15 protein-coding genes are annotated in these 16,406 nt (G+C 65.3%); 9 read left to right on the top strand and 6 right to left on the bottom strand.

Features of this window, described 5'->3' with window-relative positions:
• The first annotated feature begins 122 nt into the window (after positions 1–122).
• Positions 123–650, top strand: coding sequence for a hypothetical protein (locus ABEA24_RS42130; RefSeq protein WP_345439250.1), 528 nt, complete (start codon positions 123–125; stop codon positions 648–650).
• The gene (locus tag ABEA24_RS42125; protein ID WP_345439248.1) at positions 629–832 is read left to right on the top strand and encodes a hypothetical protein; all 204 of its coding nucleotides are present in this window, start codon (positions 629–631) and stop codon (positions 830–832) included. The genes ABEA24_RS42130 and ABEA24_RS42125 overlap by 22 nt, the downstream gene beginning before the upstream one ends.
• Here the strand turns inward: ABEA24_RS42125 and ABEA24_RS42120 are convergent.
• Positions 813–1,220, bottom strand: coding sequence for a flavin reductase (locus tag ABEA24_RS42120; protein ID WP_345439246.1), 408 nt, complete (start codon positions 1,218–1,220; stop codon positions 813–815). The two genes, ABEA24_RS42125 and ABEA24_RS42120, sit on opposite strands and share 20 nt — an antisense overlap.
• Before the next feature lie 224 nt (positions 1,221–1,444).
• Here ABEA24_RS42120 and ABEA24_RS42115 point away from each other — a divergent pair, with 224 nt between their 5' ends.
• Genes ABEA24_RS42115 through ABEA24_RS42105 form a run of 3 tightly spaced genes read left to right on the top strand, consistent with a single transcriptional unit; the run spans position 1,445 to position 7,403 of the window.
• Positions 1,445–2,296 carry a helix-turn-helix domain-containing protein gene (locus ABEA24_RS42115; protein ID WP_345439244.1) on the top strand — a complete coding sequence of 284 codons (852 nt, stop codon included), beginning with the start codon at positions 1,445–1,447 and terminating at the stop codon, positions 2,294–2,296.
• Positions 2,297–2,323: 27 nt separating this feature from the next.
• A complete protein-coding gene (locus tag ABEA24_RS42110) occupies positions 2,324–2,635 on the top strand; it encodes a trypco2 family protein (protein ID WP_345439242.1) in 312 nt (103 codons plus the stop codon).
• Positions 2,636–2,642: 7 nt separating this feature from the next.
• Entirely contained in the window at positions 2,643–7,403 is a 4,761-nt protein-coding gene (locus ABEA24_RS42105; RefSeq protein WP_345439240.1) for a trypsin-like peptidase domain-containing protein, read from the top strand.
• A gap of 40 nt (positions 7,404–7,443) precedes the next feature.
• Here ABEA24_RS42105 and ABEA24_RS42100 read toward each other — a convergent pair whose 3' ends face one another.
• The 3 genes from ABEA24_RS42100 to ABEA24_RS42090 are packed head-to-tail and all read right to left on the bottom strand — an operon-like array spanning position 7,444 to position 10,127.
• Positions 7,444–7,929: a flavin reductase family protein gene (locus ABEA24_RS42100; RefSeq protein ID WP_345439238.1), complete on the bottom strand. Its 486-nt coding sequence runs from the start codon at positions 7,927–7,929 to the stop codon at positions 7,444–7,446.
• Positions 7,930–7,957: 28 nt separating this feature from the next.
• The gene (gene sppA / locus ABEA24_RS42095) at positions 7,958–9,673 is read right to left on the bottom strand and encodes a signal peptide peptidase SppA (protein WP_345439236.1); all 1,716 of its coding nucleotides are present in this window, start codon (positions 9,671–9,673) and stop codon (positions 7,958–7,960) included.
• A gap of 49 nt (positions 9,674–9,722) precedes the next feature.
• Positions 9,723–10,127 (bottom strand): DUF6463 family protein, encoded by a 405-nt coding sequence (locus ABEA24_RS42090; RefSeq protein ID WP_345439234.1) that lies wholly within the window; start codon positions 10,125–10,127, stop codon positions 9,723–9,725.
• A 96-nt stretch (positions 10,128–10,223) separates the two neighbouring features.
• Here ABEA24_RS42090 and ABEA24_RS42085 point away from each other — a divergent pair, with 96 nt between their 5' ends.
• Entirely contained in the window at positions 10,224–10,823 is a 600-nt protein-coding gene (locus ABEA24_RS42085) for a TetR/AcrR family transcriptional regulator (RefSeq protein WP_345439232.1), read from the top strand.
• A 45-nt stretch (positions 10,824–10,868) separates the two neighbouring features.
• Here ABEA24_RS42085 and ABEA24_RS42080 read toward each other — a convergent pair whose 3' ends face one another.
• Positions 10,869–12,854 (bottom strand): glycosyl hydrolase family 18 protein, encoded by a 1,986-nt coding sequence (locus ABEA24_RS42080; RefSeq protein WP_345439230.1) that lies wholly within the window; start codon positions 12,852–12,854, stop codon positions 10,869–10,871.
• A gap of 193 nt (positions 12,855–13,047) precedes the next feature.
• Between ABEA24_RS42080 and ABEA24_RS42075 the strand changes: the two genes are divergently transcribed.
• Positions 13,048–13,917, top strand: coding sequence for an NUDIX domain-containing protein (locus ABEA24_RS42075; RefSeq protein ID WP_345439229.1), 870 nt, complete (start codon positions 13,048–13,050; stop codon positions 13,915–13,917).
• A 22-nt stretch (positions 13,918–13,939) separates the two neighbouring features.
• Here the strand turns inward: ABEA24_RS42075 and ABEA24_RS42070 are convergent, their stop codons facing one another.
• A complete protein-coding gene (locus ABEA24_RS42070; protein WP_345439227.1) occupies positions 13,940–14,662 on the bottom strand; it encodes an SDR family oxidoreductase in 723 nt (240 codons plus the stop codon).
• A 78-nt stretch (positions 14,663–14,740) separates the two neighbouring features.
• Here ABEA24_RS42070 and ABEA24_RS42065 point away from each other — a divergent pair, with 78 nt between their 5' ends.
• A complete protein-coding gene (locus tag ABEA24_RS42065; protein WP_345439225.1) occupies positions 14,741–15,130 on the top strand; it encodes a PIN domain-containing protein in 390 nt (129 codons plus the stop codon).
• Positions 15,131–15,301: 171 nt separating this feature from the next.
• Positions 15,302–16,396: an NAD(P)/FAD-dependent oxidoreductase gene (locus tag ABEA24_RS42060; RefSeq protein WP_345439223.1), complete on the top strand. Its 1,095-nt coding sequence runs from the start codon at positions 15,302–15,304 to the stop codon at positions 16,394–16,396.
• Positions 16,397–16,406: the final 10 nt, after the last annotated feature.

The raw sequence follows: 16,406 nt of genomic DNA, 5'->3' as shown, positions 1-16,406 counted from the left end.
TACAGCCATAAGCGCCGGGCGCGTGAACGAACGCGTGAGGCCAGAGACCTCGGGCGCCGGACGGCACTGGCGGATCGACCCGATGCGCCCTCCTGACTGCTCCAGCTCATAGGAGACGAGCGGTGCGCAGAGAACAGATTGACGAGATCGACCTCGGCGAGGGCGAAGAGCCGACCGGCCGCGCGGACGTGGCCATCGAGCGGCAGACGCACGAGATGACCGCCACGATGGGGGACCTGCGGCTGCGGACCGCTTCGGACGAACCCGTCCACTCACCGAGCGGGATGGCCACGGCAGGCCTGAAGACGGCGCTCGCCGGACTGATCGCCAGCGCGCCCTTCATCACCGGCGGTTACCTGCTCCACGTGCCGGCCTGGCTCGCTCTCGTACTGGCCATGCTGGCCTTCCTGCCGCTCGTCACCTGCATCGGCGTGGTGATCATCACGCGGGAGCTCCGGCGCGGCGCCGCCCCATGCACCGTACGGCAGTCTCGGGCCCCCTGGTCGGTCGGCCTCACCTCGCCGGCCGTCACGGGCTCCCGGTCGGCCCGCCTCACCTCGCCGGACGCCGTCGCCGACGCCCGGCCACCCGTCCGCGCAACCGCCCTCTCCCCGGATGGAGGCTCTTCATGTACATCGTTCTCGCCGTGATCGTCGCCCTCTTCATCGGCGCGCGTTCCGAACGCGCCCGTCAGGCCCACCGGAACTGGGGCATGTACAAGGCCCGCCTCGCCGAGATGCGCGGCCTGCGGATGCGGGAGACCGCCCGGGCGATCTTCGGGATCGTCGCCCTGCTGGCGATGATCGTTCTCGTCAGCGGTATCGGCGGTTGACGCGGATCAGCGGCGGCCGGTCGGCGTCGACGTAGTCGACGGCGAGGACCTCGGCGATGAACAGCATATGGTCACCCGCGGTGACCTGCTGCCGGGCCTCGCACTCCAGCGCGGCCGCTCCACCCTCGATCACGAGCGCCCCGGACCGCGAGCCCCGATGGTGGGGCTCCCGGCGATCAGCAATCGGAGGCTCGGCTGGCCCCGCTGCGGCGGACCGGCCGAGCCCCCGCTGGACCGTGACCAGCGCCGTCACGACCCAGCGGTCGCTGGTCCCCAGCAGAACGCATTCAGATGCCGCACTACCACGTGACCGAAACGCCCTCCAAGGCTGACTCAAGCTAATGCCGCGTCCAAGATCGTTGCCCGTGTAATTGATCTTTCTTGACATCTACCCGCCGTTGGTGCAGTCTCGACATAAATGCGCTATTGACGGATCGTCATAGTGCGAGGGGACATCGCTACTGGAGGTCGATTTGACCAACCGTCTACGTGTGATCAGTCTCGATAATGACATGAGCTGTTGGCGGCTGGATAGTGTGCACTATATTGGCGTTACGTCACTTGCGAGAGGTATCTTTGCCCTGTATTACACAGATTACATGAAAGCGGCTAATGCCTGACGTTTCGTCCAGTAGAGCAGACTTTGGTGATAGCCTTCGTAAGTTGCGTCGTGGGGCTGGTATGAGCGTTAACCAGATGGCCACAGCAGCTGGATGGCCTTCGTCCAAAGTTGTAATGATTGAGTCTGGCCAGGAAGTTCCTTCGAGCGGTGAAGTCGCGACATGGCTAACAGCTACATCGAGCATGTATGCGGCGTCTGAAATATATGAACAGTTGATTGCACTTGAAAGAGATTTTCATCAGAGCCGTGGCCAGAGTGGTCGAGCACTCCAGCTACGGCGGCTCGAATTTGAGGAAAGAGCACTTAGCTTGCGTGTATTTGAGCCGCATTTTGTGCCAGGCCTATTGCAAACCCCTGAATACGCTCGTCTTCGGCTTCAGGTGCGCGCGCGCCTCCATGACCGCTCCTCGGGGGACCTCGAAGATGCGGTCGCAATGCGAATGGCACGACAAGAAGTGCTTCGTCGCAAGGAAATGCGGTTCCATTTCTTGGTAGCCGAATTCGGCCTGCGCTCTGGAGCGTATGCCGACAAGGCAGTGATGCAACGGCAAGTCCGATTCCTGCAGGGGGTGTCTGCGGACAACGTAAAATTGGGTGTGTTGCCTGTAGGTGTCGAATGGCACGTCAATATCGATCACGGATTTTGGATGTTCGACAGCAGTCAAGTCCTTATTGAAACGCTGACTGCGGATCTTAGGCTGACTCAGCGCAGCGAATTGGAAGACTATGAGCGCGTATTTAATATTTTGGCCGATATTGCCGTCTATGGGAATCAAGCTGAGGCGATCTTTGCTAAAATCACGAGTGATCTAGACTCAGATAGGTCAGTGGGCTGCGAGTAGTTTCAGACTGGTTAACAAGGGAGAGCCATGAGTCGGCAGCTTCAACTATCAGAAGTGATCCGGCAACTACGCGAGGAACTCAGTAAGGCGATTCATGAGGGAGCTGATGAAGATCTGCGCTTTGAGTTGGCATCGGTGGAGCTAGAACTTGCTGTCACGATCGAGATTACCGGAGAGGCTAGTGGTAAGGTCCGCTTCATGGTGCTCGATGGAGGGGCCAGCGCCAAGCGATCATCGGGCACTACTCAACAGATTCGTCTAGTGCTCGATCCGCATCGGGTTACCGCGCCTAACGAGCGTGTCTCAATTGCAGGAAAAACGATTAGTGGCGAACGCTAGAGTAGATATGACAGTAGGTACCGATGGCGGTCGGCGCCTTAAGGGCGTAGATATCCATTGCGTAGCCGAAGTTATTGTCCTCGGCGTTGATAGTGCATCTCGTCGAGGTTCCGGGTATTTGATCTCACCAGACCGAGTCTTGACCGCTACTCATGTCGTCCAGGGCGCGACCGATATGCAGGTGCGGCTCGACGCTGACACCGACGATGAGCTTATTATCCGAGCCTCTGAGTGGTTCTCTGTTGGTGACGTCACAGTACTACTACTCGAAGCGCGCGCAAATCGCGATAAAGAGTCTTCGGCGACTTTTGGGACGCTTACCGATCGGGCTGCCGTCGTCGAAATGCATGCTATCGGCTTCCCAAGGTTCAAGTTAAGAGACGATGTTACGGGGCGGGATGGGTCAACGTCCCGGTATCGCGATCATCATCATGCGGTGGGCTGGACCGCAGTTCTATCAAACCGGCGTAGCGGTACGTTTGAGCTAAACGTAAGTCCGCCAGAGCGAGACACAGATCCGGCGGTATCTCCGTGGGAAGGAATGTCCGGTTCGGCCGTTTGGGCGGCTGGAAAAGTCGTCGGAGTCGTGTCTTTTGATGATCAGCGTGAAGGCTTGAATAGACTAACCGTATCGCGCATCGATCGATGCTTGGAAACGGCCGCAGAGGCTGACCGACAGCGTCTGGGCCAGCTGCTTGGTTTGACAGGCAACGGCCAAGGTCTGTACGACGTCACACCGCGTACGGCAGAGGAGTTTGTCCTGTCCGCCTATCGCGAACAGATCCAAGATATTGCCCCGGCCGGCGGACTTCAAGGACGGCAAGCAGAACTCGAGGAGCTAGCTCAATTCTGCGCAAGCAACCGGTTCTATATGCATTTGCAAGCGCCACCATGGGCTGGAAAAACTGCACTGACCTCTTGGTTTGTGCTCCATCCTCCGGCTGGAGTTGACGTAGTCTCGTTCTTCGTTACAGCAAGACTAAGTAGTCAGGCTGATAGCGACGCTTTTAACGAAGCGCTAATCGAACAACTGGCTGCCTATCTAGAGACTGCGGTGCCTTCCCTTACTACATTGAGAGCCCGCGATGGACATCGTCGGCTCCTCCTGAGAGAGGCCGCATCGCGTGCCATCTCCTTGGGGCGTCGGCTCGTGCTTGTCGTTGATGGCTTGGATGAAGACATCGGAGCCCAACAGGATGTCGACCGTTCCAGTATCGCATCTCTGCTGCCAAAACAGCCAATTCCTGGACTCCAAGTCATCGTAACGCGGCGCAGCCACCCGCCTCTCCCAGCGGAGGTTGTGCCGGATCACCCGCTCCGAACGTGTCCTCCTACGTTTCTCGAACCGTCGACTAAAGCTCGGAATATCAAGGATCAAGCCGTCCGGGAACTGCGGCACTTGCTGAATGGGACGCCACTAGTACGAGACATCATCGGCTTCATCGCCGCCTCCGGAGGAGGCCTAACGGCAGCTGATATGTGCGAACTCGTCCAGCAGCCTCCATATTTGGTCGAAGGGCAAATCGAAAGCTCACTCGGCCGCGTCATTAACCAGCGCTTGATTAGCCACCCTAATCGAGAACGTGAGCGGGTATATATCTTTGCGCATGAGACGCTGCAGGAATCGGCACAAGAACAGATCGGCGAACTGCTCTTGGAGCAATACCGAGGCCATCTGCATTCATGGGCTGATAGTTATAAAGAGGCAGGATGGTTGGCTGCAACGCCCTACTACCTCCTAGGTGAATATGCTCGTTTGATCGAGCAGTCATCTGACTGGCGCCGCCTTGTTTCGTATGCTATTGACATACGACGCCAGGATCGTCTATTCGCAGTAACGGGAGGAGATGCCGCTGCGCTAGCCGAAATTCGTGCTGCTCAATCCCTGGTGCTACGGGCTATGGCGCCAGATCTAAACTCGATGGTGCGGCTAGCTGTCCATCGGGTAAGTCTCGAAGGTCGGAATTCACGTATTCCACCGAACCTTCCACAGGTCTTGGGATTGCTAGGTCTTCTTGATAAGGCGGAGGCGCTAGCTTCCGCAATTTCGAACCCCGAGTTTCGGATTGTTGCGCTGATCTGTCTTGCGGTCTCAGCTGCAGAATTTGGTGATTACGACTTTGTAGAGAACATCGTTAAATTGGTGCCTGACGACGATTGGCGGATGGTTGCGTGGGGCGCGCACGCCAGGGCGGTGGCCCGCCATGATAATTCGAGTCAAGTCGAACGGATGGCTACAGCTATCGGTAGTTTCGACAAACGGGCCGAAGCTCTCCTACGCGCCATTGCTGTGTCTGTACGATCTGGCGATTCTGGAAATATGGACCTATTGTTGGATTCAATTTATGAGTCGGGTGAGGGTGATAGGTTGCTGGTGGAGCTTGCGGGGCTGGTTGCTCGTATCGGGGATCTTCGGCGCGCCGAAGGCCTGGCTGGTCGTGCTGCAGGCCGGGAGTGGAAGGCGCAGGGGTTGGTTGCGGTCGCCAGTCAAGCGGCGGTTCGTGGGGAAGCAGCTTATGCGTCGCGTTTGATTGCGCAGGCTGAGGAACTCGTGTCTGGCGTCAGTGGTGGGGGGGATCACCGGGCTCGGGTACTAATGGATCTTGTTGGCGCTGCGGCGAACTTGGGAGATCTTGACCGTGCGCAAAGATTTGCGCTTTCGATTAATGATCGATATTGGCGGGCGCAGGCACTTACTGATCTGGCTCGGGGATTGGCGTCGGCTGGCGAGGTCCGGCGTGCGCAAGAGATTGCCGAAGGAATAGACGACTCGTACTGGCGAGCGCGAGCTTTCCTGGAGGTTTCCGAGTCCCTCTCTTCGACTGTTGATCCTGAGTCGGCGACGTATCTCCTGGAGGTTTCCGAGTCTGCTGTTGTTGAGATCGCTGATGTTGAGGAGCGGACCCAGTCTATTATTGATCTGGCGATCGTTAACGCACGCAACGGTAACGGTGAAAGCGCCGCTGCGCTGCTTAACCATGTCGCGGACCCTTTTCTGAGGGCTGAGGCTATCGCTGCACTTTCCGCTCCAGATAATTCGATAAGCTCGGACTATCTCGATCGCGCTATACACTATCTATCGGGTGTGGAGCGGGCTGTGAAATTAATCATCGAAGCTGCAGTATCTGTACTTAATTCGGGGGCGGCTAATGACGCCGAACGCCTGCTTGTTAGAGCGCGCAAACTAATACCACTCTTTCGAGATCCTTATCGAAAAGCATACCTTTTGTCTCAGCTCGCTACCGTATCTGTTCAACTTGAGGATTATGATCAAGCGAATGAGTTCGTCGCTGAAGCGGAGCGGACTGCCCGTATGGCCGTCGATCCCGAGCGAAGAATCGAGATAATCGGGGATCTGGCAATTGCCGCTGCGGTGGCAGGGGATATTAATCTAGCTTTGAGATTGACTGAAACGCTGTCCGATGTTGAGGTATGTGCGCGAACTCTGGCTGCTGTTCTTGCCCAGAACCGGGGCGAGGTCTTGCTCGACTCTGTTATAACGGTCGTCCGCACCGCTGAGAATGCGGCGGAAACTCTCGAATCGCCTGTACGGCGTGCCCAAACTCTCGCTGAGCTTGCGAGAGCGATGGCTTCTGTAAATGGCGCGGATGAGGTCGAGGAACTTCTTAATAGGGCTTGTCAAGCCGCTTCGACTATAGATGACGCCTTTGGGTGCGCCAGGACATTGCTTGAGCTGCTTAGCGTATTCGTGTCCGTTGACGGAGATCAAGCTCAGCTGCAATCCCTTATACACGATGTCGAGCTGTTGTTGGATTCAATTTATGAGTCGGGTGAGGGTGATAGGTTGCTGGTGGAGCTTGCGGGGCTGGTTGCTCGTATCGGGGATCTTCGGCGCGCCGAAGGCCTGGCTGGTCGTGCTGCAGGCCGGGAGTGGAAGGCGCAGGGGTTGGTTGCGGTCGCCAGTCAAGCGGCGGTTCGTGGGGAAGCAGCTTATGCGTCGCGTTTGATTGCGCAGGCTGAGGAACTCGTGTCTGGCGTCAGTGGTGGGGGGGATCACCGGGCTCGGGTACTAATGGATCTTGTTGGCGCTGCGGCGAACTTGGGAGATCTTGACCGTGCGCAAAGATTTGCGCTTTCGATTAATGATCGATATTGGCGGGCGCAGGCACTTACTGATCTGGCTCGGGGATTGGCGTCGGCTGGCGAGGTCCGGCGTGCGCAAGAGATTGCCGAAGGAATAGACGACTCGTACTGGCGAGCGCGAGCTTTCCTGGAGGTTTCCGAGTCCCTCTCTTCGACTGTTGATCCTGAGTCGGCGACGTATCTCCTGGAGGTTTCCGAGTCTGCTGTTGTTGAGATCGCTGATGTTGAGGAGCGGACCCAGTCTATTATTGATCTGGCGATCGTTAACGCACGCAACGGCAATGCCCGTCGAGCCATAGATCTCCTACAAGAACAGCGAGAAGTTGTAAGTAATCGGTCAGATGGACAGCGCGAGGCTGGTGCTATTTCTGTGCTGGCAATTGCTGCTGCAAGGCTTGGTTCAATTGATCTTGCGCGAACATGGGTGCGGGATATTTCTGACAGCTACTGGCGTGCGCGAACGCTGGTTGGAATAGTAGAGGTGCTTTGCGATGGTGATTCGATAGCCGAATTTGAGAAAAGTGAAGTTATGGACCATCTTCTCGCCGAAGCATTGGCGGTCGCGAAATGGCAGATTTCATTGAATGCTATAGCGCATACCCGCCCGACTGTGATTCCCGTAATTGCGGAAGAGGTCAAACTCGTTATGTCGCATTGGATCTGAGGTCAATCGTTCGTCGCCCTGGTGGCGGTGATCGTGCTCGTCAGCGGTATCGGCGGTTGACGCGGATCAGCGGCGGCCGCCCGGTGTCGATGTAGTCGACGGTGAGGACCTCGGCGATGAACAGCACATGGTCACCCGCGGTGACACGCTGCCGGGTCTCGCACTCCATCGCGGCCGCTCCGCCCTCGATCACCAGTGCCTCGGACCGTGCCCCCCGATGGTGGGGCTCCCCGGCGATCAGCAACCGGGCGCTCGGCCGGCCCGCCGCGGCGAACCGACCGGCGAGCGCCCGCTGGTCCGCGGCCAGCACGGTCACGGCCCAGCGCTCGCACCGGTGCAGCACCTCGCTGAGGTACGACGTGCCGTCGATTCCGGCCAGCACCATCGGCGGATCGAGGGACACGGAGGAGAACGCGGTCAGCGTCGTGCCGATGTCGTCGCGTCCGTCGCGAACGGTCACGACCACGACTCCGGTCGCGAACGTCGCGAGCGCGTCGGTGAAGTCGGGAACCTCGCCTTCGGTCACGGCGCGAACGGCTCGATGCCGCTGGGCGTCAACGGATCTCCCAGGTGCCCGGGAGCATGAGCGGGCCGCCGGACGGCAGGCCGAGGCGCGTCGCGATCCCCGTGATCGGCCCCCAGGTGCCCACCCGGGCGCTCGCCGCCGTACGGTCGTCGCTGGACTCGGCCGGGCGCAGGCGATCGAGCGGCGTGACGCGGGGGTAGGTCCGCACCGGCGCGTCGACGGGCAGCCCGGCCTTCTTCCGCGCCAGGTCGACCGCGTACGCCAGGCCGCCGAGCTCGTCGACCAGCCCCCGCTCGTGGGCGTCCGCCCCGGTCCACACCCGGCCCCGGGCCAGCTCGTGCACGCGGTCGCGGGACATGGACCGGCCCTCGGCGACCTTGCCGACGAAGTCGTCGTACACCCGGTCGAGGAAGGTGTTGACCCGCGTCCACTCCTCGTCGGTGAAGTCGCGCGTCGGCGCGTACATCCGGGCGTGCGCCCCGTGCTCGACGGTGCCCAGCCCGATGCCGAGCCGGTCGAGCAGGTCCCCGACGACGGGCTTGCCGAAGACGACCCCGATCGACCCGGTGAGCGTGCCCGGCTGCGCGACGATCGTGTCGGCGGGGGCGGCGACGAAGTAGCCGCCGGACGCCGCGACGTTGCCCATCGACACGATGACCGGCTTGCCCGCCTTGCGGGCGAGGACGACCTCGCGCCAGATCGTGTCCGAGGCGACGTACGAGCCGCCGGGGCTGTCGATCCGGAACACGATCACCTTGACCTTGTCGTCCCGGACCGCCGCACGGAACGCCGCCGCGACGGTGTCCGAGCCGATCGACGCGCTCTGCCCGGGCAGAAGGCTGCGGCCGCTGCGGCCCAGCCGGATCGGCCCATGCCCCTGGATGAGCGCGACGACGTCCTGCTGCGGACGCGGGATCCGCTTCTTGACGCCCTGACCGCGGTTGTAGCGCGCGACGTAGCGCAGCCGGACCTCCCCGTCCGCGCCGGATCCCCGCGCCGCCTCCCGGATCTCGGCGTACACCTCGTCGCGGTAGGCCAGCCGGTCGACCAGGCCGGCCTCGAGGGCCTCCGAACCCAGCAGCGGCGCCCGGTCGATCAGCTCGCGGACGAGCTCCTCGGGAAGCCCGCGCCCGGCGGCCACGCCCGCGACCACCTGCTCGCCGACGGAGGACACGATGCGGTCGGACATCTCCCGGTGCTCGGGCGTGTACGAACGCTCCATGAAGGTGTTCGCGGCCGTCTTGTACTCGTGCCGCTTGGCGAACCGCGGAGTGATCCCGGCCTTCTCGAGGGCCTCGTTGAAGAAGGGCTCCTCCAGCGCGACGCCGGTCAGCGCCAGGTCGCCGGACGGCTGCAGGTAGATCCGCTCGAACGCGGTCGCGAGATAGTACGGGACGGTGCCGCGGCCGGTCTCCCCGAACGACTCCGCCCAGGCCACGGTCAGCTTCCCCGCCTGGCGGAACGCCTGGACGGCCGCCCGCAGCTCCTGGGCGACGGCGAGGCCGAGCCGGTTGCCGCCGATCCGTACGATGAGCGCCCGCACCCGCGGGTCCGAACGGCCCTTCCGCAGCCCGTCGAGGACGTCGCGCAGGTGGGCCCGGCGCATCGACACGACCGCGGTCACCGGGTCGGCGGGCGGCCCTTCGACGATCCCGTCGGTGAGATCGAGTTCGAGGATCAACGGCGCGGTGCGGCGTTCACGCGCGTCCTTCAACAGGTCGACCACTGCTCCGGCATCCACCATGAGGCAACCCTATTCCGACGGGCCTCACCGGGGCACGGCCAACCAGGTCCTAAGCGCGTACGCGAGGCGCGGCGGCGGTCCCGTCGCCCGCCCGCCGGCGTGCGGCGATGAGCATTCCCGCGGGGATGAGGACGAGGATCATCGGAGTCGGCTCGAGGAGCAGTGAGCCGGCGAGCGTCCAGGCGACGAGCCCCCATCCGAGGTATGGGGGGAGCGTCCGTCCCGCCCGGCCGGTGGAGACCACGACCGCGCCGAGCAGCAGGAGCGGCAGGCCGAAGCTGCCGACCGTCAGCCAGTAGGCGCCCAGCTCGGGGCTGAGGTCGCTCAGACCGTGCTCCGGGAGCCACAGGTCTCCCTGGAGGAACGCGGACAGGTGGGCGTGGCTCAGCGCGGTGGTGGTCACGAGATGGGCGGTGGCCAGGAACATCAGGATTCTGCCGGCCCAGACGGTCACGGGCGCCTCCTCCGGTCGTGCGGGCTCGTCGCGCCGTGGCGCGGGGATCGTGCCGGCGGGTAAAGTTAACACTGCTTACATGGAGGGATATTAACGGTGTCAACATCGCCTCGCAAGACGGCGTACCACCACGGCGACCTTCGGCGCGCCCTCGTCGACGCCGGCCGCGAGCTCGTTCGGGACCAGGGCGTCGCGGGCCTCACGCTCCGCGCCGCAGCCGCGCGGGCGGGCGTCTCGGCCGCCGCGCCGTACCGGCATTTCCCCGACAAGGAGTCGCTGCTCGCGGCGGTGATGGCCGAGGGGTTCCGGGAGCTGGCGGCCACGATGTCCGAGGCGGAAGGGGCCCGCCCGCTCGACCGCATGCACGTCATCGGGCAGCGCTACCTCGCGTTCGCGGACGCCGAGCCGGCTCTCTACCGGCTGATGTTCGGCGGAACGGTGCCCGACCGGGCCGCTCACCCCGTCCTCGAAGCCGCCGAGTCCGAGGCGTACGCGATCATGCGCACCGTGATCGCCGAGGCGATCCGGGCGGGGGACGTCCACGCCGACTCGATCGACGCCGTCCTGCTGACCATGCGCTGCGTGATGCAGGGACTGGCCGCGCTCATCGTGGACGGGCAGATTCCGCGCGAGCGGATCCCCTCGGCGGCGCGGGCCGTGATGGGCGTCGTCGATCAGGGACTCCTGCCGCGCTGAGCGCGAGCGTGGGCCGGCGCCCTGGTGGCGCCGGCCCACGATGGGTCAGCCGAGACCCGAGGACAGCGCGGTCATCAGGGTGCCGGTGTCCCCGGACATCTCCCAGATCATCGCGCCGAGCAGGTTCTTGGACTTGATGTAGTCGGTCTTCTTCCCGATCGACCAGGGGTCGTCGAACGTCCACCACTGGCCGTTCGCGCCCGTGTAGCAGTACGTCGCGACGGCCTGCTCGTCATGCTGCACCGTGCAGCCCGGGACGTTCGCGGCGATGTTCTTGTAACCCCGGGTCCCGGCCTCCTCCGGGAAGTCGCCGGGCGCCGCGCCGTTCGCCGACTGCCACTCGCCGTTCTTGCCGCCGTCGGCCACCTGCTGCCAGCCCCGGCCGTAGAACGGGATCCCGATCGTCAGCTTGCGGGTGCTCACCCCCGCGTCGGTGTAGATCTTCACCGCCGAGTCGACGCTGAAGTGGGTGGAGTACGGGTCGTCCGTGTCGACGTACAGGTTCGCCTGGTGGCCGGTGCGGGTCGGCTCCCAGGAGTTGTCGCTGCCCGCGCCGTGGAAGTCGTATCCCTGCACGTTGGCGAAGTCGAGGGAGTTGAAGATCTTGGACAGGTCCCAGCCGGCGTTGACCTTGACGGAGTCGGCCGGGGTGAAGGCGGTCAGCAGGTACCCGCTGCCCAGGGCGTTCAGCTGGCTGCGGAACTCCGCGAGCAGCGCGGTGAGGTTCGCCTTGTCGCTCGGGTCGTAGTGGTTGCCCGGGTGCCCGTCCGGGCTGCCGGGCCACTCCCAGTCGACGTCGATGCCGTCGAACACGCCCGCGCCGGTCCCGGCGCCGCCGGTTCCGTCGGACGACGCCGGCAGGTTGCCCTTGATGAACATGTCGATGCAGGAGCTGACGAGCTTCTTGCGCCCGGCGTCCGTCTTGGCGGCGTCGGAGAAGAACTTCGAGTACGTCCAGCCGCCGATCGACACGAGCACCTTCAGGTTCGGGTACTTGGCCTTCAGCTTCTTAATCTGGTTGAAGTTGCCCTTGACCTTCTGGTCCCAGGTGTCGCCGACGCCGTCGACGCTGTTGGCCGCCGACACCGAGGCGCCGTAGTCGGCGTACGCGTCACCGGCCCCGGTGCCCTGGTCGGGGTCCGCCGGGTTGGTCGACGTGCTCTTCGTGGTCTCCAGGCAGGTCAGGTTGGTCGGGTCGAGGTTCTCGAACGCGTAGTTGAGCACGGTCAGCTTCCCGGCCGCACCCGTCGTGTCGAGGTTCTTGATCCAGAAGTTGCGGCCGTAGATGCCCCACTGGGGGTAGTAGCCGACCTTCTGGTACGAGCCGCCGCCACCGCCGCCGGCCTGCGTGGTCCCGGTGACCGCCGCGCTCTTGGCGGACTCGTTCCCGGCCGCGTCCCGCGCGGTGACGGTGTAGGTGTGGCTGCTGCTCGCGGCCAGCCCGCCGATCGTGGCGCTGGTCGTGGTCGTCGTGGCGACCACCGTGGACCCCTCGTACACGCGGTAGTCCGTGACGCCGACGTTGTCGGTGGATGCGGTCCAGGCGAGACTGATGGAACTGGACGTCGTGCCGCTGACGCGCAGGCCGGTGGGCACCGTCGGCGGTGAGGTGTCGCCCCCGCCGCCCCCACTGCCGTCGCAGGACTGCCCGTTCAGCTTGCAGTTCAGCGGCGTCGCCGACTCGGGTGCGCCGAGCCAGCCGAAGCTCGCCGAGGCGCCGGGCGCGAGGGTGCCGTTGTAGTCGCGGTTGGTGAAGGTGTAGTGCGTGCCGCTCTGGGTCATCAGCGCGTCCCAGTACGACCCGACGGATCCGCCGGCGGGCACGTCGAACTCGACCTTCCAGCCGTTGAGGGTCGTGGATCCGCCGTTGGTGATCGTGTACTTGCCCTGGTAACCGGTGCCCCAGCCGGAGTCCTTGGTGAAGGTGGCGGTGGGAGCGGTGGCCGCGCGGGCGTCCGGAGTGGCGTGGGGCAGGGCGAGGAGGGCCGTCGCCGCGAACGCGACGACGAGCCGGAGAATGGTCCGTCTCAAGTTCGGCTCCTCTGAGACTGGCGGGGGGAGGAGCACGGCGCCGTACTGGCCGAAAAGAAAACATTCTTTCCAGTTGGTCGGAAGCTAACTCCCCTGGAAGGCCGCGTCAATGCCCGAAAAACCAGTGGTCAAGCCCGCTGTGCGGGTGGTTTCCGGCGGATGCCGCCCCGACCTGCCGGTTACCCTCACTGGTATGGGCGACGGGGACGGCTGGGTGAGTTGCGACGCGGGTCATCGCCACTGGGGACGGCACGGCGCCGCCGGTCTGCTCCTCTATCACCCGGGTCTCGACGGCCCCCACGTCCTCCTCCAGAAACGCACCCTCCTGTCGATCGGCGGCGGCACCTGGGGCATCCTCGGGGGCGCCCGCCACAGCCACGAGGACGCGATCACCGGGGCGCTGCGCGAAGCGGGGGAGGAGAGCACACTCGACCCGTCCGTCGTCCGGGTCCACGGCCTCGTCGGCGAACACCACGGCGGCTGGTCGTACGAGACGGTGATCGCCTCGGTCGACGAGCGGCCCCGCGTCCGCCGCGCGTCCTTCGAGACCGCCGCCGTCGCCTGGGTCCACGTCGACGAGGTGCCCCGCAAGAAGCTGTTCCCGGCGTTCGCCGACGGCTGGTCCAGGCTCCGCGAGGCGCTCGTCCGGCCGGTGCTCGTCGTGGACGCCGCCGCCCTCGACGGGACCGACGGCGGTCGCCCGGTCGACGACGCCGCCCTCGACGGGACGGACGGCGGTCGCCGGGTCGATGGCGCCGCCCTCGTACGGCTGCGCGACCGGCTCGCCGCCCTCGGCCCGATCGCGGACCTCCCCGGCGCGGCCGCCGACCTGTCCTACCCGGAGATCGTCATCGCCGCCGACGACGCGGACGTCCCCGGCGTCGACGGCGTACGGGTCGTGGCGGTGCCGGCCGGTGCCGAGGCGTTCGCCGAGCTGGCCGCACCGGGCGCCCCGGACGAGCATCGCGTCGTCGTCACGGGCGACCCGGAGCGGAGGCGGCGTACGCAGGCGGCGGGCGCGGCGGTCGCCGACCCGGGCTGGCTCCTCGGCCTCCTCTCCTGATCGCCGGCGGCCGTACGGTGCTCTACCAGGGCAGCGGGCCGTTCTCGTCGAAGTAGCCGGCCGTGGGTCCGTCCTCGCCGACCAGGGCCAGGTCGACGGCGACCTTGGCGCCCTGCGCCGGCGTACGGGCGCCCCGGTGGCCGTTGAGGTCGGTGGCGCAATGACCGGGCTCGACCGCGTTGATCTTGATCGCGGTCTGCCGCAGCTCCTTGGCGTACTGCACGGTGATCGCGTTCAGCGCCGACTTGGACGACCCGTAGGCCAGGAACGCCGGCATCGTCGAGTCGGGCGCCGCGTGCCCGCTGATCGACGCCAGGCGGCTGGAGACGTTGACGATCCGGCCCGCCGGCGAACGCCTCAGCAGCGGCAGCATCGCGTTCGTCACGGCCACCACCCCGAACACGTTGGTCTCATAGACCGTCCGCATCGCGGCCACGTCCGTCTCGCTCGGCGGGCCGCTCACGGGGCTGTCGGTGATTCCGGCGTTGTTGACCAGGATGTCGAGCCGTCCGAAGCGATCGTCGATCCAGCGCGCCGCCTCGGCGATCGACGACTCGTCCGTGACGTCGAGCCGGACGTGGTGGAACTCGCCGCCTTCGGCGCTCAGGGCGGCGACCGCCTCCTCGCCTCGGCTCGGATCGCGCGAGGACACCAGCACCGCACAGCCGTGCTGGGCCAGTCCACGAGCGATCTCCAGTCCGATGCCCTTGTTCGCCCCGGTCACCAGGGCCGATTTCGTTGTCATACGAAGATCCAACGATTTAGAGCGCGCTCGAAGTCAACCCTGTCGCTTCGATCAGACGCGATGGGGCATGGTGGCCTCATGAAGCCCGTTCTCATCGTCGACGGCGCGAACGTCGTGGGCTCCCGGGCCGACGGCTGGTGGCGGGACCGGGCCGGTGCCGCCGCGCGGCTGCGCGACCGGCTCGCCGCCCTCGGCGGGGTGGAGGGGCTGCCGGGAGAGGGCCCGGGCCTTGCCCATCCGGAGATCATCCTGGTCACCGAAGGCGCCGCGCGGGGCGTGCCGAGCGTTCCCGGCGTACGGGTGGTGGCGGCGCCGGGCAGCGGCGACGACACCATCGCCCTGCTCGCCGTGCCCGAGGCGGACGAGCGCCGGACCGTCGTGACCGCCGATCGCGAGCTGCGCCGACGCGCCGAGTCGGCCGGCGCGTCCGTCGTCGGGCCCCGCTGGCTCCTGGACCGCCTCGGCTGAGACCGCCTCCACCCAGGACTCCGACCGCCTCCATGCCTGACGCGCCTGCGCGCCGGACCTTCGTGCGCCGGTCGCGCGGATGCGAGTGTGACGCGCATTACATCGGCCCCGTGTCACGGACGGGCGGGCAGCTTCCATCTCGTGGTCATCAGTACGACGAAAGGCGCGAAGATGACCACGCGGCACGAAACCGGCACGGCGGCCCCACACCGCGTTCTGATCCTGGGGGCGGGGTACGCGGGCATGTCCGCGGCGATCCAGCTCGCGACCCGGGTCAAGCGGCGCGAGGACGTGCGGGTGACCCTGGTGAACCCGCAGGAGCGGTTCACCGAGCGGCTGCGGCTGCACATGACCGCGACCGGGCAGCGGCTCGCCGAGCTGAGCATCCCGGAACTGCTGGAGGGCACGGGCGCCCGGTTCGTACGCGGCTGGGTGACGGCGGTCGACGCGGACGCGAAGACCGTGCGGATCGACGACGACCAGGTCCTGCACTACGACACACTGGTGTACGGGTTGGGCGGCGTGGCCGACACGGCCGCGGTTCCGGGGGTCGAGGACCACGCGTACACCCTGAACAGCGCCCAGGACGCCGAGGTGCTGGCCGGCCGGCTGGCGGGGATGGGCACCGGCACGGTGGTGGTCGGCGGCAGCGGGCTGACCGGCATCGAGTCGGCCGCGGAGATCGCCGAGCGGCACCCGGAGCTGAACGTCGTGCTGCTGGGCCGGGGGGAACCCGGGGCGGCCATGAACCCGAAGGCCAGGGCGTACCTGCGCTCCGCGCTCGAGCGCCTCGGCGTCCGGGTGCGCGGCGGGGCCGAGGTGGTGAAGGTGCTGCCCGACACGGTCGAGCTGGCGGGCGGGGAGAGCATCGCCGCCGACCTGGTCCTGTGGACGAGCGGTACACGGGTGTCGCCGCTGGCGGCCGCGGCCGGGCTGACCGTCGACGAGCGTGGCCGCGTCGTCACCGACGCCACGCTGCGGTCGGTGTCGCACCCGGAGGTGTACGCCGTGGGCGACGCGGCCGCCATCCGCCAGGGCTACGGCGTCATGCACGGCACCTGCCAGGGCGGCATGCCGACCGGTGTGCACGCCGCGGTGTCGATCGTCCGCGCGCTGAAGGGGAAGCGGCCCAAGCCGTTCCGGTTCGGCTACTACCACACGCACGCCGGTGAGCCTGGGCCGGCACGACGCGGTCGTGCAGTTCACCCACCCCGACGACAGCCCCCGGCGGACGTATCTGACCGGCCGGATGGCGGCCCGGTATAAGGAGACCGTG

The organism is Actinoallomurus vinaceus (genome assembly GCF_039542055.1).
In the GTDB taxonomy this organism is placed as follows: Bacteria; Actinomycetota; Actinomycetes; order Streptosporangiales; family Streptosporangiaceae; genus Actinoallomurus; species Actinoallomurus vinaceus.
Note: the sequence above shows the minus strand (reverse complement) of the source record. Positions and strands in the feature narration are given on the sequence as shown.